Genomic DNA, 20581 nt, shown 5'->3' on the forward strand with positions numbered 1-20581 from the left:
CGTCTCAATTGTCATTAGAATTATATCTTTCTAAGCGCGGATTTGGTCTGAGCTTACGTCCTACCTTTGATATAGGTTTTCCATTAACCCATACAATATCAGCTGTGAAATCGTAATTTCCTTGCATTAAGTAACTCCCAACCCCATAAGCATCAACGGGAACAGCTAATGACTCAAACTGTTTTATTCGATCGGGATTAAAACCACCAGAAACCACTATTTTAACATTTGAAAACCCTTCACAATCAAGAGCATTTCTAACCAATTCTACCAATTTAGGGTTAACACCCGTTGGTTTGTATGTTCCCATGTGATTAAATACGCTTTTATCGACAAGGTTTTCAGACGTATCAAGCCTAACGCCCCAGAGCTTATCTCCCATCTCGTGAGCACATTTAAGTGCAGTATTTACGCAATCATTATCAAAATCGACTAATGCAATTAGGGGTGCGTCAGGGTAAGTTTCACTAAACAATTTAACAGCCTGGACCGTGTTACCACCAACCGAAGCAATTAGGGCATGAGGGATTGTTCCTGATGCTCCTGCCCCCCACCATTCAGCCTGGGCATCGGTTGAAACACCAGCTGCACCACCTATATGTGCGGCATAACCGTCACCTCCTTGAACGGCCCAATGGTCGAAACGAGCTGGGAAATAAAGAACGGTTTTACCATTAGCAGCCTCAACTACTCTCCTAACATTTGTGGCAATTTTTGTTCTTCGAGCTAAGATTCCCAAATAGATAGTTTCAAGGTGAGCGAATAGAGATGCATCGCCTTTAATGTGCATTATTGTTTCATAAGGTTCAATGATATCACCATCCCATAGAGCATCTATTTCAATTTCAGAAAAGCCATCAATCCAAAGATTATCAAGTTCTTGAGCTACTAGGATCCTTTCCTTCTCAACCTCTAAATACTTTTTTTTGTCGGTCAAAAAATACTTTCTTGCCGATTTCTTTAGCTCAATCAACCTATCAAAAAGCTTGTAAGCATTAGTGTAGTTTGAATATCGACCGCAAGCCACTTTTAATACAGCAATAGCTTCGTCGATTCCACAAAGAACCGCATCTTTTTTTTGAAAAACCTGCATGATTACATCAGGATGGAGATTGTGTTTTTCTAACACCACCTTTTCCCGCCAAAAATAGACGTCGCTCCTATACCCCCTCCGAAGTTCCTGAACAGGTAGATCAAATGTTGTAGTATTTAATCGTTTGCGCATAACAACAGAAATTTAAGAAAAAAAGGGGGCTTTTGTCAATACCCCCTCGCTTATTTTTATCGTGTAAACTTATAATTCAATTTCATTTGAGGCTTTTCGATTCATCACTAAACCAACTATATGGTATTTAACAACTGGTTTACCTTTTGCATTTGATTCAATTGTAACAGTTCTACTAATGCGCTGTGGCTTTGGTTCAATCCTGAACTCAACTCTAATTTCAGTTTGTTTATTAGGTAAAACTGGAGCTTTTGGCCATGCTTTGATATTTGTTCCGCAACAACCTTTTACACTTCTTAATAGAAGCGGTTTTGAATCGGCATTTGTCAATTTAATATCTATTTTGCCATGTTCTTCGGCTAAATCATCTAAGTAAATCTCACCCAGATTGATTGTATCATTAACCACAGGGATGGAGCTACCAAACCCATTTTTAACCTCAGCAATACCAATGTTCTGTGCGTTACCATAATGAAATCCTAAAACAACAGTAAGTAAAAATATAAGAATACGTTTCATAGTTTAACAATTTTAGTTACCAATACTAACACCATGCCAAAATTAATAATTCCAAATCGAATTCAATCTGGTATTCGAAATATCATAATATTTGTAACGTTAAATTGTATCTTTACAAATTATCTTGCTAATAGAACTTTCACATTTGATTAATAAATGGAACTGATTTAGTAAAATTACAAGTTTTAATATAGTCATCATGAATATAACCAATATCTTAAAATTTGAAGGATTTATATTTGACATGGACGGAGTAATTGTAGACAATTACTTGTTCCATATAGAAGCATGGGGAAAATTCTGTGAAAAGTATGGGCTTAAATACAGTAAAGAAGATTTTGCAGCACGATATTTTGGTAAGACCAATGCGGATATTCTACAAGGACTTTTTCAAAAAGAAATGAGCAAATCAGAGATAAAAAATCTTGGTGAGGAGAAAGAAGCCATTTACCGTAAAATATATGAACCATCAATAAAGCCATTACCTGGACTTAAACCATTTCTGACTAGGCTAAAGGAAGAAGATAAAAAAATAGCTGTAGCAAGTTCTGCTCCTCAAAGTAATATTGACTTTGTTGTTAAGCATACTGGAATCAAACAATATATTGATGTGATGGTAAACGGGGACATGGTAACAAAAGGCAAACCAAATCCCGATATATTTCTTATGGCATCATCCATGCTGGGAATCGAACCCCATAAGTGCGTTGTTTTTGAAGATTCTTTCTCTGGAATACAAGCAGCCTTAAATGCTGGTATGCACGTAGTTGCTGTTGCAACAACTCACAAAATCAACGAACACGACAAGAAACTTGAAATCATTAAAGACTTCAACAGTTTTAAGAAAACTTCTTGACATTAATCAACAAAGAACTTATATTGCTTTGAAATTCTAGGACTATAGAACATGAAGTATTTATACCTTATTCTTGTTTTTTTACTATTTCACTTTGTTGGTACTGCTCAAGATGAAAAATTAGACTTATATAGCCTATCTCTTGAGGATTTAATTAATGTTGAGGTATCTATTTCAACAAAATCTAAAGTAAATTTACGTGAGACACCTGGAATTGTGACTGTAATAACTGCCGAAGATATTCAAAGAAGTGGAGCAAGGGATATAATAGAACTATTTCAACTATACGTTCCTGGATTTGATTTTGGAGTTGATGTTGAAGGAGTTGTAGGCATGGGAATTAGAGGCTTATGGGCTCATGAAGGGAAGTTTCTTTTTATGGTTGATGGGTTTGAAATTAACGATGGAATGTTTGGTTGTGTACCATTTGGCAACCACTTTTCACTTGACAATATTGAAAGAATTGAGATTATAAGAGGACCTGGTTCTTCAATTTATGGTGGTTTTGCAAGTTTAGGGGTTATCAATATACTTACAAGAAACTCTTTAATTCAGAATGGGAAAGTAACTTATACTGCATCACATACCGGTAAGCAACTTAACCATAACCAGATAAGTATTGGACAAACAGTTATAAACAAGAACCTAAAATTAAACATATCTACAAGTGTAGGTTCTGGTTCTAGAAGCGATAAAACTTATTACGATTACTATAGAAATTCCAGAACATTGGATAATGCTAGCAACATATATAGTAAAAATCTTTTGTTACAGCTACAATATAAAAACTTTAAATTCCAAACCTACATCGACGACTACAGCTTTGAACAAGTAGACCTTTGGGATAGCTTATACCTAGGACCTCCATTATCCGAAAGTTTTAAAAGTAATTTTGTAAGCATTAGCAACTCTATTAGTAAAAACAAACTTAAAATAACCCCCCAAATTGCGTACAAGTGGCAAAAGCCTTGGCGACTAAATGTGCCAGATAGGAACTACACAAACAATAAAACGTTTAGACGTTTAACACCTAGTTTAAACATTTCGTTTAACTCTGAAAATCTCATGCTATCGATTGGCTCTGAATACTATTATGACATTCTTAAACAACCCTCATTCGTTAATCCATATTTTGAAGAAGAATTTAAGAATGGTTCAAACTATCTTGAATACCACAACATTGGAAACTACGTTCAATTATTTTGGAATACCAATTACTTAAATCTTAGTCTTGGTGCACGATACGACTATTCATCGGAATTTGGCAGCGCATTTGTACCAAGAATTGCAATTACGAAGGCATTTAAAAAGTATCATTTTAAATTGATGTGGAATAAATCATACAGAACACCTGGTGGGATACTACCGAACAGAAATCCGGGCAACTCAAAACTCAGACCTGAAATGGGAATAATCTATGAGATAGAAATGGGTTATGCATTTGCAAAAAATTCAATGTTTACTGTAAACGTTTACGATATTACATTCAACGACATTATTACGTACAATGAACCAGAATTAGGAATTGGTTTTTATAGTAATCAGGGGAAGATAGGAACCGCTGGGATTGAATTTGGACTCAAGTATAATTCTAATAGATTTAATGGAAATATAACCTTTGCATATTATAGAAGGAAGAATGCAGCTCTTGACTCCATATTTTTTGTCCCTACTAATGAAAAAGAATATCTATCGTTAACACCTTATAGATTTAATGGAATTTTAAGCTATAAAGCCTTTAAAGAAATAACATTTAGCATTACCAGTTCATACTATGGGAGTAGCTTTTCTTACGACTATTACTCAAATGCAGATATCTTGGTTAAGCATAAGCCTCTAGTAATGGTTGGTATTAACGCCCAGATCAATAATTTCCCTTTAAGAGAATTTAGCACCCAGCTAATTATGTCAAACCTACTAGGAGCCGATTTCAAATTTTATCAGCCTTATAAAGGAAATCATGCCCCTCTACCTGGGTTAGATAGAAGTATTGGCTTAAGAATTTCATACAATTACTAAAAAAGCGACCTATTAAAGTCGCTTTATACTTACTAGTATATAACTTATTAAACTCCTATTCCTTATCGTCTGTTTGCTCCTGATTTTCTTCTTCATCTACCTGATTAAGGATTTCAAGCAAACCTTTTTCTTGAAGCAAATTATACCAGGTTAATATTTTCTTAATATCACTTGTATAAACCCTCTCCTTATCAAATTCAGGCAAAGCCTTTTCAAAGTATGCGCGTATATCCTTGCTATCCGACTTTGGATTAATGGCAGGCCCACCGTTTTCAAGTGCTTCAATTCTTTTCAAAACATCTTTTAATGGCATTTCTTCTGCTTCTGTGAAGACTGCAATATCAGCCAATGCGCTCACCTTTGCTGTTGCAGGTACATGCATTCTTTTGCCATCAACCAATGATTCAACAATTACACCTTGACGGGCTTGAGAAATAAACTTAAACAAACCAGAATATCCTGAAATTGCAAGTAGTTCTTTTAGTTTTACCTCCATATCATAAATTTTTATAATGCGAAATTAATAAAAAAGATTTAATTAAACCCACGCTCCTTTTTAATCATTTCGTAAGCCTCATTCACCAATTTAAATTTTTCTTCGGCAACCTTCCGGAAATCCTCACCTAGGTGTTGCACCTTATCGGGATGAAATTTTAGCGCCATATTTCGATATGCTTTTTTAATTTCCTCGTTAGTAGCAGTAGGAGAAACCTCAAGAATTTTGTAGAACTTATCGGTTTCTGGCACAAACATAGCTTTTATAGACTGGAAGTCGGAATCAGTGATTCCAATATTATGGGAAATCTCGGTAATTAACTTTAGCTCCGGCGTGCTCACAACCCCATCTGCCTGAGCTATTCCAAAAAGTAAATGTAAAAGTTGCAAGCGAGAGTGATAATCTACGTTTTCTTTAATCTGTTTGCAAACATCAGCTAGGGGTACTTTTTGTTTTAAAATATCGCGTAGCAATAAAATGGCTTCACTAGCAGCTGATTGGCCAAAGTTTTTTACAAAAAACTGTTTAACATACTCCAATTCGGATTTCAGCACCTTGCCATCGGCTTTCATTATAGCAGAAACCAAAACAAGAAGGCTGACAATAAAACCATTTCGACTAGTTTCGCCTGTATAAATTTTGCTTTTTTCGGCATTATCGAAAATTGAGCCTATTGCAAAACCTAATATTGCCCCAATAGGTCCAAACAGAGCCCAGCCTAGTCCACCTGTAATCCATTTTCCATATTTACCCATAACAGAACTATTTTAAAACACTTTCAATTATGTTAATAACTTGTGGTACTATCAAATGTTCAGAATCATTTATGATGACAAAGTCAGCAAGTTTAATTTTCTCATCCTCTGGCATTTGATTTTTCACCCGCTCTTTTACAGCTTGCTCTCCGACTCCATCACGCTCCATTACTCTTTTAATCCTTATACCCAAAGGAGCAGTTACAAGAATATTCTTATCCAGCTGCTTATAAGCCCCAGACTCAAAAAGGATTGCAGCCTCTTTAAATACTAATTTGTGGTGACTATTAAGTTTACACCATTCTTCAAAATATGATGCTACTGCAGGATGGATAATGCTATTCAGCATTTTAAGCTTAGACTTGTCGTTAAAAACAATACTAGCTAAAAGCTTTCTATTGAGTTTTCTACCGAAATAAATTTTTTCACCAAAATACTTTTTAATTGAATCAATAACGCTATCATCGGTTTCTGTTATACTCCGAGCAACATCATCGGAATAAAAAACAGGATATCCTAGATGTTCAATAATTTTACAAATAAAGGTTTTACCGCTGCCAATTCCTCCTGTTATTCCAATCTTAATAGACATGCTTATTTTTTGATAATGATATAATCAACTTGACGTGGCTCTACCTGAATTCGTGATACAAAGTTAGGATAGCTAACTAGCTTAAGCACAGCCTTTGGCGATTGGCTTTTTTCAATTTCATTATAATCACATGCAACGTTGAATAGTTCTGGTTTAACAAGAAAGTATTTGCTTACAGCAACATTACACGAAACTTTAACGCTGTTAGGTGAGAATTGCACCTCATAACCCGAAGGAAGATTTATGCACTTAATGGGAATCTGATAAATAACTTCAGTAAACTTTTCAACAGGTAATGTTATACTCACCTTGTTTTGTGAATAATACACATCAGGTATTGGTTTTAGGACCAACTCTTGTTTAATGGTGTCCGATATTTCATCAAGTACAAGAGGATAGGTAGTAACGCTCTTAATCGTATCAATAACCGAAGCTGGACCAGTAATTGTAATTCTGTTTGGTTTTAATTTAAAGCTGCCCGATTGCATATACTGCTTGGCATAAGTGATTTTAAGTTGTGGCTTTATCTCAACAGTTCGTTTCACTACGCTACTAAGTGAGAATTCAAGGGTATCTGGAGAGATATCAACAAGTTTCAACTCAGAGCCTAGTTGCAATGACACCTCGTTAAATTGTGACGATGTAAGTATAAAAAAATCTTTGCCTTGCCGCTTTGATGAAGCTGCTGATAGCTGAATTGGTCTTAATGGTTTAAATAGTTTATACTGTAACAGTTTATAACCAACAGCGCTAACTTTTGCATTAATTTTTAGGTTTTCGGAGTTCACCAAAACTTTATTAGAAGGTAGATTTACTAATTCTACCCTGTAAGTAATGTTATCAACATACTGATGACTCAGCTTAATTAATAGCCAAAGTATAGTTGAGAAAATTAAAAAGAAAAGAAACATTGAGATTCGCTTTTTAAAACGAATCTTTCCTTGATTAAAAAAAACTCTTTTATTTAATCTATAAAAGCGCAAGGGTAAATATTGATTGGTTGAATGAAAAAAAGGATTCAAAGTGTTAGCGTTTAATTTGAATCCCTTTAGTTTTAGACATTTATCGAGTTTGTATATCGCTTACATCCCGAATAACAGTGCTTTTTGCCACTTTTACCTCAACGTTATCGGATATTTCTACCTTAACATACTCTTCTTTCACCTCGGTAACCTTGCCATATACGCCACCGGCAATTATCACTTTATCGCCTTTTTTAAGTGACTCTTGGAACTTACGAAGTTCCTTTTGACGTTTCATTTGAGGACGAATCATAAAGAAGTAAAAAACAACAATGATAAGACCAAACATTAAAAAGGTCATCATTGGATTAGCACCTTGCTGTGCTTGTAATGTAATAAAACTGGTAATCATAACTCTATTTTATTTAATTGATTAATATACTATTCAACAAACAAATGTAACTAAAGTTTTAAAACTATTGTACCACATTAACTTTTAGGGTGGCCGATTTTTCTCTAATTACCCCATTTGTTCTTAAAGTGACCGACTTATACTGAGAACCAAACCAACCTTTGCTGTTAAACTCAACAATAAGCTTTGCTTTTTCACCTGGTTTTAACGTTTTTTGGGTTACATCAACCTTGGTGCACCCACAAGAAGGAATTATATCCTTAATAACCAGTGGGATATTGCCAGTGTTCTTAAATTCAAATGAATGCTTCACAATCTCACCACTATGCACTGTGCCAGCATCGTAAAAATCTTCAATATATGTCAATTCAGCAAAGTGAGTTGAATCAGCCATTTGCTCAGCTGATACTTGCTGTTTATTGCCACAAGAAACAAAGGCAATAGAAATAATACCAAAAACGATACTAGTTATCTTCTTCATCGTCAAAAACATTTAATGATTCAGATGAAATAGATTCGTTGTTTTCGCCAATCAAGCCCCTACCCTGCTTTACAATAGCATCTTTCTCTCTTAAATGAGCAATTATTTTATCGAGAACACCATTGATAAAAACATTACTTTGTTCAGTACTGTAAAATTTGGCAATATCAATATACTCATTCATACTAACCTTAACAGGGATTGTAGGGAATTCCATAATTTCTGTTAAAGCTAATTCCATAATGAGAATATCCATTGCTGCGATACGGTCCAACTCCCAATTCTGTGTAAACTGGTCAATAAGTTCAAGATTCTCTTTGTGATTTAATACTGTTTTCCTAAGTAATCGTTTTGCAAAATCGATATCATCATCGCTACGGAAAGGATCCATAACATTAACACTTGAGCTGCTCTCATCAATCTTTTTAATTGTCTTAACTGCCATGCTTGAGACAAACTCAAGGTCATCGTTCCAGTAAATGCTTTGTTCTTCGAGAAATGAATCGAAATCGTCGTTTACATTAAGAATCTTGTTAAAAAATTGGACAAATACCGCCTTATCATCGGCAAAGGAACATTCATCAGCATTCATATAGCTAGCATAGAAATCGGAAGCGATAAACTGATTAAAAAGAGATTTTGTTATTTCTGATTGATTAAGCCAGTTAAGCCTATTTTCTTGAGCCCTTTCATGAAGTTTATCGTCGTTTGCGAGTGCAGCAGCTGCTCTATTCTGCACAAAGCGAAGATTAGGATTCAATTCCTCAGGAGTTGGACGTAATTTTTGCTTGGCCAAATCGATTTTATTTTGAGCTAGCTCTACCAATGTTTCAGGAAGTAAAAGAAGAAGAATGTAAAGATGATATGATTTGTCGATACTATGAAATAGCTCCTTTTCAAGATTAATTAATGAGTCTCCACCATTTCGGTAGTATGCAAAAAGGACTTGAAGAGCCTTAATACGAATTAATCGGCGATTAATCATTATTCAAGAACGTTTATTATAAGTTTAACAACATTGCAAAGATAATTACTTTAAAGCGAAGGTGGCTATATGAATGGTTAATATTTCAAAATAAAAGTAATTTGATGTTTATAGTATTTTTTTTTAAGAAAAAGTATTAGCAATAAAAGAATTTTTTATTTTTGGGGCATATGAAAATTGTGTTAAACCTAACCAAATACCAATAGCAATGATTGAAGAGTTTGAAAGCATGAATGAGCAAGAAAAGAAACCTAGAGAGAGAGAAGAAGTTTTTTCCCAGGTAGTTAAGGCAGGAAAAAGAACTTATTTCTTTGATGTGAAAGCAACTCGTGGCGATGAGTATTACCTTACCATCACAGAAAGCAAAAAACGTATGGGTAAAGATGGGAAGATGTTTTACGAAAAGCACAAGATTTTCCTTTATAAGGAAGATTTTAACAACTTTATGGACAGCTTAAATGAAGTATATAACTTCATAAAATCTAACCAAGAAATCATACCCCGACCAGAGCGAAAACCTGAATCAACATCTGAATTTGAACTATCTGAAGCTGAAACCAACTTTTCGTCGGTTGATTTTGAGGACTTAGGTAAATAATTTATTACGAACTTTGAGTAAAGGCTATACTTTTAAAAAAGTATAGCCTTTTTTTTAATTAAAACCATTCTAAATAATTTAATTGGCTTATTTTTGCAAAAATTTTCAACCAGGCAAACAATTTTATGTTTTGTAGGTTTTATTATGGTATAAATTGAATAGATGCTACTTTCGGAACTTCATAACGGAGAATATGGCGTAATAGCCAAAGTTAAGGGGCGAGGTGCTTTTCGGAAACGAATCACCGAAATGGGATTCGTAAAAGGTAAAAAGGTTACCGTGGTTAAAAATGCGCCACTCAAAGATCCAATAGAATATTCAATTATGGGTTACGAGGTTTCGTTGCGTCGCAATGAAGCATCGTTGATTGAGGTTATTACCCCTAACGAAGCAAAAGAAATCTTAACCAGTAATGGAAGTAGTACCCTCACTAAAACTACAGAACCTGAACTAATTAAGACAAGACTTAAAGAAGTTAGCAAAACAATAAATATTGCTCTTGTTGGAAATCCCAACGCGGGCAAAACAAGCATCTTTAACCATTTAGCGGGCGCAAAAGAGCATGTAGGAAATTATAGTGGGGTTACAGTTGATTCCAAAAAAGCAAAGTTTAAACACAAAGGATATACCTTTAATATTACCGATCTTCCTGGAACCTATTCCCTAACCGCATACACACCTGAAGAAGTATTTGTGCGCCGTTTCATTCATGAGCAAACTCCTGATATAGTTATTAACGTAGTTGACTCATCGAATCTTGAACGTAACCTATACCTAACAACACAACTTATCGACATGGATATCAGGGTAATATGTGCCCTAAACATGTATGATGAGCTTTTAGAAAAAGGCGACAAGTTTGATTACCTGATGATGGGTAAACTTTTGGGTATTCCTTTTATACCTACCGTAGGAAGTAAAGGAAAAGGTTTAGATAAGCTACTGGACACCATAATAAATGTTTATGCAGAGAAGGATAAAATTACACGTCATATTCATGTAAACTATGGCGAGGAGATAGAACGCTCAATCCAAGCCATACAATCGAAAATTAAAAAAAACAAGGCGTTAACGGTTAAATACTCAAGTCGATATCTAGCAATAAAGCTAATAGAAAAGGACAAACTTGCCGATAAGCTCTTACGGGATGAGACAAACTATATAGAAATTCGGGATCAAGCTGAATATGAAATAAACAGGCTTGAAACCTTATTTAAAGAGGATTCCGAAACTCTTATCACAGATGCCAAATATGGCTTTATTGCAGGTGCTCTTAAAGAGACATATAAGGAGAGTAGCCATAAAAAAAGGCATGTAACCGAACGTATTGACAAGTTTCTTACACACAAGTTTTTTGGATTCCCAATTTTCATTTTCCTTATATGGCTAACCTTTTTCACTACATTCACAGTTGGCCAATACCCAATGAACTGGATAGAATTGGGTGTAGACTGGATAAGTAAAACAATAAACTCTTATATGACCGAGGGTCCACTAAAAGACCTTTTGGTAAATGGAATAATTAGCGGCGTTGGAAGTGTTATAGTTTTCTTACCTAACATCCTCATCCTTTTTCTATTCATCTCATTATTAGAAGATACAGGTTACATGGCGCGTGCAGCATTTATCATGGATAAGCTAATGCACAAGATAGGATTGCATGGAAAATCATTCATACCTCTTGTTATGGGATTTGGATGTAATGTACCCGCAATAATGGCGTCGAGAACAATTGAAAATAAGAACAATCGTTTAGTTACTATGCTCATTACCCCCTTTATGAGTTGTAGTGCACGACTACCAGTTTACATCCTAATTTTAGGTGCATTTTTCCCCGAACATGCCGGTAATCTTCTTTTTGTAATATATTTCACAGGAATTTTAATTGCAATTGGAACCGCTCTTCTTTTCAAGAAAACAATATTTAAGGCTGAAGACATTCCATTTGTAATGGAACTGCCACCCTACAGAATGCCTACACTTCGCTCTACGATTTTTCATATGTGGCATAAAGGTTCACAGTACCTTAAAAAGATGGGTGGAGTAATTTTGGTAGCCGTTATATTCATTTGGGCCTTAGGATATTTTCCTAGTGAAATTGAGTACTCAAAAGATTACGACAAATCGTTAAAATCATTGACTCAAGAAATTGAAAATCAAAACACCTCCAAAGAAGCCACCGATAGCCTTATGGCTAGAATTCATCAAATAGAATTAGAAAAGGAAGCCGAACGTCAAGAAAAATCCTATTTGGGCAGAATTGGAAAGTTTATTGAGCCAGCTATTCGTCCATTGGGCTTCGATTGGAAAATGGGAGTTAGCTTACTTTCTGGTGTGGCAGCAAAAGAAATTGTTGTTAGCACTTTAGGTGTACTATACCAATCGGATACCGAAACGGATACCAATAACCTAGCGGAAAAGTTGAGAGCTGAGACTCATCAGGGAGGTGCACTTCATGGGGAGTTTGTTTTCACTAAGGTTACAGCACTAGCATTTTTAATATTTATTCTTGTCTACTTCCCTTGTGTCGCAGTTATTTCTGCAATAAAAAACGAATCGGGCTCGTGGAAATGGGCAATCTTTACAATATTCTTTACAACTGGATTAGCTTGGTTGCTAGCTTTTCTGGTTTATCAAATTGGAAACTTAATAGTAGGTTGATATGGTGCAAGAGATTTTAGTTTACCTGATAATAGCTGGTGCAATAGCTTATACGGCATACAATGTTTATCAAATTTTTAATCCTAAGAAGATAAACTCTGGTAAGTGTGCCGGATGCTCAACGGGTTCATGTGAAATAAAGAGTTTTGCAAACAAGAAAATTTAACATAATTTGATTAGCAATTAGTAGCTTAAATAAAGTTAAGCCCTTGCTGACTTAAATTAAATGCAATGCATAAAAACACTTAAATAATCTAGCAAATGAAAACAGTAAATCTTAAGGTGAAAAACATGAAATGTATGGGATGTGTTAACTCCATACAAAATAGCCTTACTGGGATGAATGGGATTAATGATGTTAAAATTGATTTAACCAATCAAACAGTAACGCTTACGTATGAATCCGATAATGCACTAGAAGATGTTTTTTCTAAACTAAAAGATATAGGATATCCAGCCGAGAAATTATAGCACATGATGTTTTCAATGCTATAATTAATAAATAGGTATAAGAGCAAAATTCCATATCCTTGTTAAAAACTTTTATACGGAAACCAAACAACGGTTTCCGATTTTTTATACATTTGCAATGCAAAACTAGGGGTGCCTGGCAAAGGCTGAGATCATACCCTTTAAACCTGAACAGGATAATACCTGCGGAGGGAAGTTTTGAGGTGTCAATTCTCCAAGCTTTTACCCTGTTGCATCTCCTAGTTTATTAAGTCAAACTAAAACTAATAAACTATGGAGTATCTGGTTTCCAAAGGAATTGTTGATTCCTACTTCGAAAAATTCAAAAAAATCCTAAATGTAGATGTTGCCATCGTAGGTGGCGGTCCTTCAGGACTTTTAGCATCCTACTACCTGGCTAAGAATGGTGTAAACGTCGTTCTTTTCGAACGCAAATTAGCTCCAGGAGGTGGAATGTGGGGCGGTGCCATGATGTTTAACGATATTATAGTCCAACACGAGGCATTGCCAATTGTTAATGAGTTAGGGATAAACCACAAACCTTACGCTGAAGGATTATATGTAATTGACTCCCTTCAGGCAACATCTTCGCTAATCTACCATGCAAGCAAAGCAGGCGCTACGCTAATGAACTGCATTTCCGTTGAGGATGTTGTCATACAAGACGAAAAAGTAAACGGTGTAGTTATAAACTGGGCTCCAGTTCACCGCGAAAGGATGCACGTTGATCCTATCATTGTAACTGCAAAAGTTGTTCTTGACGCAACCGGTCACGATTGTGAAGTGGCAAGAATCCTAGAGCGCAAGAATGGCATTAAACTTAACACACCAACTGGAAGCGTAATTGGGGAACGTAGTATGAGTGTTTACGAGGCCGAGAAAACTACCATTGAAAACACCAAAGAGATTTATCCGGGTTTGTTTGTCTCGGGCATGGCTGCAAATGGTGTTAGTGGAAGTTTCCGCATGGGGCCAATATTTGGAGGTATGCTTCTTTCTGGTCAAAAAGTTGCAAATACCATACTTAACGCAGTTAATCAAACAGTTTAGCTATGATAAGAAAAGAAGAAGGGTTTGGGCTATATGTAATTATTACACGCCCAACCCTTTCATATACTACAATAGCTGAGCAATGTGTTAAGTTGGGTATTAAAATGCTACAGCTAAGAGAAAAGCATCTTGACGATAGGCATCTTCTGAAAGTAGCTCGTGAACTCAGACAAATCACCAAGGGAACCAATACAAAACTTGTAATAAACGACCGACCTGATATTGCAGCACTTTGCGATGCCGATTACCTACACCTTGGACAAGATGATATACCAATTGAAGAGGCTCGCAAGATTGTAGGGAATATGAAGATTGGATTATCGACCCATTCCATTGCACAAGCCAAAGAAGCCCTAACGAAAAATCCCGATTACATCGGCTTTGGTCCAATTTATCCAACTAATGCTAAAGCAAAACCCGACCCACCTGTTGGAACTGAACAGCTAAAACAGGTAGTAGAGTTTAGTAGCGTACCAGTTGTTGCAATTGGAGGAATCTTTCCTGAAAATATTGAGGAAGTTCTTAGTGCTGGAGCAACTAGCATTGCCATGGTACGTCACCTAATGCAAACAGAATTTTTTACAGAATGTGCTAAAATGATAATTGAAAGGATTGAAAACTATGAATACTCAACTTCAATATGCAGCTAAGGGAATAGTCACCCCAGAAATGGAGCAAGCTGCCTTACACGATGGCGTTTCACCCAATTGGATATGCGCTCAAATTGCAGCAGGGCGGTGTGTTATTCCTAAAAACAAAAATCACAACATAAAAGCCAGAGCAATAGGTGATGGTCTTCCAACAAAAATTAATGCTAATATTGGAACATCTGGAAAGCATTGCTCCATAAACGAAGAGTTAGAAAAGTTAAAAATTGCTGCCAAATATGGCGCCGATTCAATAATGGACCTTTCAACGGGAGGCGATTTATTTCTAATTCTCTCAGAAGTTCTAAAGAACTCACCAGTAATGGTTGGCACGGTTCCAATCTATACCGTTGTAGCAAGAAAAGGAGAATTAGGCTTAAGCGATGAATTTATTTTTGACCCCGAGGAACTATTCCATGAAATTGAGGAGCAGGCAAAATTGGGCGTTGATTTCATGACCCTACACTGCGCTGTGACTCGCGAAAGTATTCGCTATCTCAAGACACATAAAAGAGTTACAGGCATTGTAAGCCGAGGAGGTTCATTAATTTATCGTTATATTAAACAAACAGGTAAAGAGAATCCTCTATACGAGCAATACGACAGAGTACTAGAAATATGCCAAAGGTACGATGTAACTATAAGTTTAGGAGATGGATTGCGCCCTGGTAGTGGCGCCGATGCAAACGACCACAGTCAAATTGAAGAACTGCTTATTCAAGGCGATTTAGTTAGGCGTGCCCAAGAAAAAGGAGTTCAAGTTATGGTTGAAGGCCCAGGTCACATGCCTCTCAACCAAATCGAAGCTAACATGAAACTAATGAAACGTATTTGTTATGGTGCTCCCCTTTACGTTTTAGGCCCACTTACTACCGATGCTGCAGCGGGTTACGACCATATTGCAGGTGCAATTGGCGGTGCAATTGCTGCCACCCATGGTGCTAATTTCCTTTGTTATGTTACCCCCGCAGAACATCTCTGCTTACCTAATATCGATGACGTTAAACAAGGTGTTATTGCTAGCCGAATTGCTGCACATTCTGCCGACATTGCTAATGGTCTCCCACTCGCTACATTAAACGATCTAAATTTATCGCGAGCTCGGTATGAGCTAAACTGGAACGAAATGTTCAAGTATATGATTGACCCAGAAAATGCACGCAAAAGAAAAAATGATTCGGAAAGCGAGAAGGACGATTACTGCACAATGTGCGGAGAATTATGCGCAATGAAAACTTACAAAAACTCAAGTAACTAATTTTATCTCATCAGCCTGGAGTAACTCCAGGCTGATTAATGTTTCAAAAAATGGTTCACATTTGCTGTATAGCTGCTCACGATACAAGCAATGGTGCTGGCATTACGCACGATTGTATTGTTGCTCATGATTTTGGCATAATGGCACATCCTGTTATTACAGCCATAACTACTCAGTCGTTTTACAATGTAGAAAAGATTGAACCCATTTATCCTGAAATAGTTAAAATGCAGTTAGAAAGTATTTTCAGAAATTTTCCAATAGCTGCAATTAAAATCGGAATGCTTTACGATCCAGAAACTATTAAAGCTGTTGCAGGAACTATTTCTCAACATCCCGATGCGATTACAATAGTTGACCCCATCATTAAATCGAGCGGTGGAGAAAACCTTTTGGCTAGGAAAGGATATAATACCTTAAAAGAAGAGTTATTACCCTTGGCAAATATTATCACTCCTAACAGAAATGAGCTCGAACAACTTTCAGAAATGGCTATTAACAGCATTGATGATGCGTTAAAAGCAGCACAAGTAATTTCAAGCCAGTATAAATGCAATGTTTTGGTTAAAGGTGGCCATTTTGATGGAACTATTTTAGAAGATTTCCTAATTGGCAACAACCTAAAAACATCTGTTACTCACGAACGTCGAAATTATAGGTACAACCATGGTAGCGGATGTACTCTTTCAACAGCACTAACATGCGCTTTAGCACTTGGATACAATAATCAGGAAGCTCTAAGGCATGCAGTAAACTACACTACCAAGTATTTTGATAGCATGAACATATCAATGTTTGAGTAGAATAATTTAAAATTTAGCGCCAAAACTAAAATAAAGCATACCTTTCTGAGGTTCAGTCAGGTACCTGTAATTAACAGAGCCACTAAGGTTTGATAATAGTTTATAATGAAGGCCCAATAGAATAAAGTGAGATCTTTCAATGTTTAGTGGTAAAGAGCGATTAATATAATCGTACCGGCCTATTATATCGGCCATAGGAGTAACAGAATAGCTTAGAAATGAGGAAATACCCCAAAAATCAGAATTCTTAGTAAATCCGTAATTTTTAACTGCATTATATTCAACTGCAAAACGATAACGCTCACTTTTGTAACCAGCAAAAAGCGATGTAACGCTTTTATCGTGACCTCCTATAAGGCTCTTTGGTGCAGGTGAAAAATCGGAATAAAACTTAACAATTGCACCTTTAACTGGGTAATACTCTAGGTTTAGTGAGTAAAGAAAATTGGCATCGCTATCCTGATGTTTAAATGGGCCATCTCCATTCGTTACAGAAAGTTGAGCTAGTAGTTTTGAGTTGTATTTCAGATCGACTTGAGCACCGAAATCGGCAGGATTACCATACCTGTGCACCTCTTGGAAGGTGAAATAGATATATCGGTATCCCCAAAACTTGTCCTGTGTGGTTAAATACTGTGTGTTTAATAGCTGTCCAATATGAAAATCGATAAAAGATGCTGGTGAATACTTTATTTCTGCCATTTTTAAAAAAGCTGTATAACGGCTACCCTCGTTGTAAGAAACATTTAACTCTGCCCCTAAACTATCGGTTACTCTGATAGCGTTTGTGGTTCGGGTTACGTCGTAAATGAGTGTGGCTTTAAACCTATCGTTCAAAGAAGCCGAATAACCCAAAAGCGCCGTAGGCATCTCAAATGCGCTACTTGGTGTATTACTACCACTAAGAGTGGTGTAATATGACGCAAAAATATTAGCCCAAATTTTATGCTTTAGCACATCGGTTGGATTCTTTTTACTCAATGAATCCTGAGAAAATGAATTTATGGTAAGTAAGCTTGAAAGTAATATCAGTAAACCTGTTCGCATTTTTTAAAAATTTAGCCGCGAAGGTATGAATATCGTTACTTTTAACAAAGAAAGACAAGGTGTTTCTGGGCAGAGTATTTAATCACATTGCCTCTATTATGGAAAATTCAAGCATGTATAGAATGATAAAAAAATATCATCCTAGCAACACAACTAGAAACTGTGTAATATCAATCTTTTTCAGATAAGCTAGGTAGAAGTTCATCCCTCACCCACTTGTAGTTTGGTTCTATGGCCAAAATTTTTAAATAGATGTTTTTTGCGAGCCTCTTATCACCTGCTTTCTTGGCAGCCAGCCCCATTTGAGTGTAAGTATTTATATACCACCAGGTCTTTTTGAGCGGTTTTTCCAATTCTATTTGCTCAATAGCTTTACGATAATAAGCAATGGCTTCAATAGGATTTCCTCCTACTATTGAAGGTGCATAATGCATAGCATTCCCTTTTTCAATAATTGCATAGATATTGGATGGGTCAATGGATAATGCTTCATTTATAAGTGAGGCACTTTTAGGCCCAAGAAAAGGAACCTTATAAGGGCTTATTGAAATTCGGTATGCCAGCAATGCAGCCTGAATGGCTTTAGAAGACGATTTATAATTTGATGATTTTACTAATATATTGGCATTATCTTCAGCTTTTTCTATTAGCTTTTCAGCTTTATCTATCTGCTTATTTCCTAATAAGTAACCAATATAACCATATTGAGCATGCAAAAGTTTAAATCGAGTTGTTGGTGAAGGTGATATGGAAACCAAAACCTCGAGTTCGCCTATCACCTTTTCCCAGTCATCCATTTTGCCAGTAACAAAAGCTTGGTATAAACGCTTATCGTACTCATCATAGTTATAGTCAACAGTGGTTTCGCTAACACTAACCAACGAAACAATAAGGGACATAAACAAAACTAAGCCTTTCAACATACTGCAAGAACTATATTATTTTTCTACCCTTCCAAATGAGTTTCACCTTTTTCTGGTTTCTTTCCCATTTGATAACCATTAACAAAAAGGCTATCTGTTGAAATGGAAATAGTAAAACAGTTTTAATAATACTATGTTTTGAAAGATCAGCAACAAGTATCCTTGCCATTAAAACCGAAAAGAAATAAACAAAAATCAGAGGGAATGGTAAAAATGTAAGAACAAGTATAGGGCCAATAGTTGTAAAAGCAGCAAGTCCTATCATAAAGTAATGGTTTTGACTGAATAACTGGAAAATATTTTCAGACACACCATTTATTGCATCAGCAGGATTAGGGTACATCCTGCAACGTATATCACTAGGCAAGCCAAGTAAAACTTCTGCTTTAAACTTTAACCGTTTTATTTTTTTTTGATTCGTTTTAATTTTCTTCCAAGATTTATTTTGAAGCATTTCTTGAAAATGATCACGGAAGAAATCGGCACTAAGCAATATCATTTGACTATTTGTTTCAAATAGCAATATGAGCTTTCTCAAAGACATAAATTTTAATGGATTCAACGATAGCAAAACCCACTGCATAAAAGGAACCGATATAGCCTCTGCCAATGATCCTAAAATCTGATAGGGGAAAAATAAAAGTAGATCAAGTTTCTTATACTGAATGTATGAAATGGAATTCTCAATTACATTCTTTGTTATCCTTGCACTAGGATCAATAAAAAGAAAGTATTCTCCTTTTGCTCGGTTTGCCAATTCTTGGTAAGCCTTATTTTTATTCAACCTTTCATCTGAAGTTTCTTCGCAATATACTATTTGAAACCGCTTATCGCTCTGTACAAAATTTTTAACAGTTTGCTTAGCAGAGTCGGTTAAAAAGCCGTAAATGATAACCTCAAAGTGCGAATAGGATTGAACTTGCAAGTTGGAAAGTAAATATAGTATATTATTCTCCTTATTAAGAGCAGGGATTAAAACAGAAATAAAAGTTTGTGTTTTAACAGGAAAAGATTGCAAATAGGGCTGAGAGAGATAGTTGAATAGAACAACAAAAAAACGTACGCACGCAAAAAGCACAAAAGGCAAAACTACGTAAAACGAAATCATTGTTTATAAAGTTTATCCTGTTTATATATACTCTGTTTAAGAAAAAGATTGTATGTCAGCTGAAATTGAGTCAAACTAAAGTCGGTTAACCTATCATATTCTTGTAGGTAAATGGTTAGCGAAGGCTTTTTGTAATTATAGTAGTCGATAAGGTTCGCACACATTAAAAGCCTAAAATTATCTGACTGCTGTGCAATTCGTTCAATACCCTTTTGAAACTCAAGTCCCATGTGATGTTGACTGTGAAGCCTCCCCTGTGGGTAATACACCAAAACATTGTTTGGCTGCGTTAGAACCTCCGAAGCAAACCTTAAACTTTCAAGCATACCTTTTGAAGTTGGAACAATTGCATACGCACCGAGTTTTTTTAAAAACCGATGCTTCTTAAGTTCACTTTCGAGCATCATCAGATAAAACTCTTTGCGAAGAAGCATGGTGTTGAGCTTCCAGGCAAAAAAACCGTCCCACCAGCTAAAATGGTTTGGGATTAAGAGTACTGAGCGGTTATCGGGAGTAAAGTCGCCCTCAATGCGAATTTCCCTAAAATGTAGATTTAACAAAAGATTGGCGTATACCTTAAAGAGAAAATAAAACAAATCGATTTTTGGAGGTTTAATTACTTCCATTAGCATGAAATATTTACCTAAAGTTAACCAATGGAACAATAAAAACAAACTGACAAATTTTAAAAAGCATAAAAATAAACGAAGATG

23 protein-coding genes and 1 riboswitch are annotated in these 20581 nt (G+C 35.8%); of the genes, 10 read left to right on the forward strand and 13 right to left on the reverse strand.

The features are described from left to right. Nucleotides 1-4: 4 nt before the first annotated feature. Together FHG85_RS07440 and FHG85_RS07445 are read right to left on the reverse strand one after the other, a co-directional pair. On the reverse strand, nt 5-1225 hold the full coding sequence (locus FHG85_RS07440; protein WP_220429187.1) for a nicotinate phosphoribosyltransferase: 1221 nt from the start codon (nt 1223-1225) through the stop codon (nt 5-7). A gap of 69 nt (nt 1226-1294) precedes the next feature. After that, nucleotides 1295-1744, reverse strand: coding sequence for a DUF1573 domain-containing protein (locus tag FHG85_RS07445; protein WP_173074512.1), 450 nt, complete (start codon nt 1742-1744; stop codon nt 1295-1297). 199 nt (nt 1745-1943) lie between these two features. Here FHG85_RS07445 and FHG85_RS07450 point away from each other — a divergent pair, with 199 nt between their 5' ends. Beyond that, a complete protein-coding gene (locus FHG85_RS07450; RefSeq protein ID WP_173074514.1) occupies nt 1944-2600 on the forward strand; it encodes an HAD family hydrolase in 657 nt (218 codons plus the stop codon). Between the two features lie 51 nt (nt 2601-2651). Continuing rightward, nucleotides 2652-4619: a TonB-dependent receptor plug domain-containing protein gene (locus tag FHG85_RS07455; protein ID WP_173074516.1), complete on the forward strand. Its 1968-nt coding sequence runs from the start codon at nt 2652-2654 to the stop codon at nt 4617-4619. Nucleotides 4620-4674: 55 nt separating this feature from the next. On the opposite strand, the gene FHG85_RS07460 is transcribed toward FHG85_RS07455, so the two are convergent. From FHG85_RS07460 to nusB, 7 genes are all read right to left on the reverse strand, one after another. Next, nucleotides 4675-5115, reverse strand: a complete 441-nt coding sequence (locus FHG85_RS07460; protein ID WP_173074518.1) for a DUF5606 family protein — start codon at nt 5113-5115, stop codon at nt 4675-4677. 38 nt (nt 5116-5153) lie between these two features. Then, nucleotides 5154-5870, reverse strand: coding sequence for a TerB family tellurite resistance protein (locus FHG85_RS07465; RefSeq protein WP_173074521.1), 717 nt, complete (start codon nt 5868-5870; stop codon nt 5154-5156). 7 nt (nt 5871-5877) lie between these two features. Continuing rightward, entirely contained in the window at nt 5878-6462 is a 585-nt protein-coding gene (gene coaE, locus FHG85_RS07470) for a dephospho-CoA kinase (RefSeq protein WP_173074523.1), read from the reverse strand. Between the two features lie 2 nt (nt 6463-6464). Next, the gene (locus tag FHG85_RS07475) at nt 6465-7373 is read right to left on the reverse strand and encodes a CdaR family protein (protein WP_173074525.1); all 909 of its coding nucleotides are present in this window, start codon (nt 7371-7373) and stop codon (nt 6465-6467) included. Between the two features lie 151 nt (nt 7374-7524). Continuing rightward, nucleotides 7525-7836 (reverse strand): preprotein translocase subunit YajC, encoded by a 312-nt coding sequence (yajC, locus tag FHG85_RS07480; protein WP_173074528.1) that lies wholly within the window; start codon nt 7834-7836, stop codon nt 7525-7527. A 64-nt stretch (nt 7837-7900) separates the two neighbouring features. Continuing rightward, the gene (locus FHG85_RS07485; protein ID WP_173074530.1) at nt 7901-8317 is read right to left on the reverse strand and encodes a DUF1573 domain-containing protein; all 417 of its coding nucleotides are present in this window, start codon (nt 8315-8317) and stop codon (nt 7901-7903) included. Further along, nucleotides 8301-9302 (reverse strand): transcription antitermination factor NusB, encoded by a 1002-nt coding sequence (gene nusB / locus FHG85_RS07490; RefSeq protein ID WP_173074532.1) that lies wholly within the window; start codon nt 9300-9302, stop codon nt 8301-8303. The genes FHG85_RS07485 and nusB overlap by 17 nt, the downstream gene beginning before the upstream one ends. Before the next feature lie 208 nt (nt 9303-9510). On the opposite strand from nusB, the gene FHG85_RS07495 reads away from it, so the two are divergent. The 8 genes from FHG85_RS07495 (at nt 9511) to thiD (ending at nt 16790) form a co-directional block, all read left to right on the forward strand. Beyond that, on the forward strand, nt 9511-9900 hold the full coding sequence (locus FHG85_RS07495) for a DUF3276 family protein (RefSeq protein ID WP_394366215.1): 390 nt from the start codon (nt 9511-9513) through the stop codon (nt 9898-9900). Between the two features lie 162 nt (nt 9901-10062). Continuing rightward, complete coding sequence (gene feoB / locus FHG85_RS07500; protein ID WP_173074534.1) at nt 10063-12561, forward strand: ferrous iron transport protein B; 2499 nt, start codon at nt 10063-10065, stop codon at nt 12559-12561. Between the two features lies 1 nt (nt 12562). Next, entirely contained in the window at nt 12563-12727 is a 165-nt protein-coding gene (locus tag FHG85_RS07505) for a FeoB-associated Cys-rich membrane protein (RefSeq protein ID WP_173074536.1), read from the forward strand. A gap of 95 nt (nt 12728-12822) precedes the next feature. Next, nucleotides 12823-13032, forward strand: coding sequence for a heavy-metal-associated domain-containing protein (locus tag FHG85_RS07510; protein WP_173074538.1), 210 nt, complete (start codon nt 12823-12825; stop codon nt 13030-13032). Nucleotides 13033-13150: 118 nt separating this feature from the next. Then, nucleotides 13151-13243, forward strand: a riboswitch (TPP riboswitch). 62 nt (nt 13244-13305) lie between these two features. Further along, a complete protein-coding gene (locus FHG85_RS07515) occupies nt 13306-14082 on the forward strand; it encodes a sulfide-dependent adenosine diphosphate thiazole synthase (protein WP_173074540.1) in 777 nt (258 codons plus the stop codon). A 2-nt stretch (nt 14083-14084) separates the two neighbouring features. Then, entirely contained in the window at nt 14085-14732 is a 648-nt protein-coding gene (gene thiE, locus FHG85_RS07520; RefSeq protein WP_173074542.1) for a thiamine phosphate synthase, read from the forward strand. Further along, nucleotides 14704-15987, forward strand: a complete 1284-nt coding sequence (gene thiC, locus FHG85_RS07525; RefSeq protein WP_173074544.1) for a phosphomethylpyrimidine synthase ThiC — start codon at nt 14704-14706, stop codon at nt 15985-15987. Before thiE ends, thiC begins: the two co-directional genes overlap by 29 nt. Before the next feature lie 50 nt (nt 15988-16037). Next, nucleotides 16038-16790, forward strand: coding sequence for a bifunctional hydroxymethylpyrimidine kinase/phosphomethylpyrimidine kinase (gene thiD / locus FHG85_RS07530; protein WP_173074546.1), 753 nt, complete (start codon nt 16038-16040; stop codon nt 16788-16790). A gap of 6 nt (nt 16791-16796) precedes the next feature. On the opposite strand, the gene FHG85_RS07535 is transcribed toward thiD, so the two are convergent. From FHG85_RS07535 to FHG85_RS07550, 4 genes are all read right to left on the reverse strand, one after another. Then, the gene (locus FHG85_RS07535) at nt 16797-17837 is read right to left on the reverse strand and encodes a hypothetical protein (protein WP_173074549.1); all 1041 of its coding nucleotides are present in this window, start codon (nt 17835-17837) and stop codon (nt 16797-16799) included. A 170-nt stretch (nt 17838-18007) separates the two neighbouring features. Then, entirely contained in the window at nt 18008-18736 is a 729-nt protein-coding gene (locus FHG85_RS07540; protein WP_173074551.1) for a tetratricopeptide repeat protein, read from the reverse strand. 34 nt (nt 18737-18770) lie between these two features. After that, nucleotides 18771-19868, reverse strand: coding sequence for a glycosyltransferase family 2 protein (locus FHG85_RS07545; RefSeq protein WP_173074553.1), 1098 nt, complete (start codon nt 19866-19868; stop codon nt 18771-18773). Continuing rightward, complete coding sequence (locus tag FHG85_RS07550) at nt 19865-20494, reverse strand: lysophospholipid acyltransferase family protein (protein ID WP_173074555.1); 630 nt, start codon at nt 20492-20494, stop codon at nt 19865-19867. Before FHG85_RS07550 ends, FHG85_RS07545 begins: the two co-directional genes overlap by 4 nt. Between the last annotated feature and the right edge of the window lie 87 nt (nt 20495-20581).

It is taken from the genome of Tenuifilum thalassicum (assembly GCF_013265555.1).
GTDB lineage: Bacteria > Bacteroidota > Bacteroidia > Bacteroidales > Tenuifilaceae > Tenuifilum > Tenuifilum thalassicum.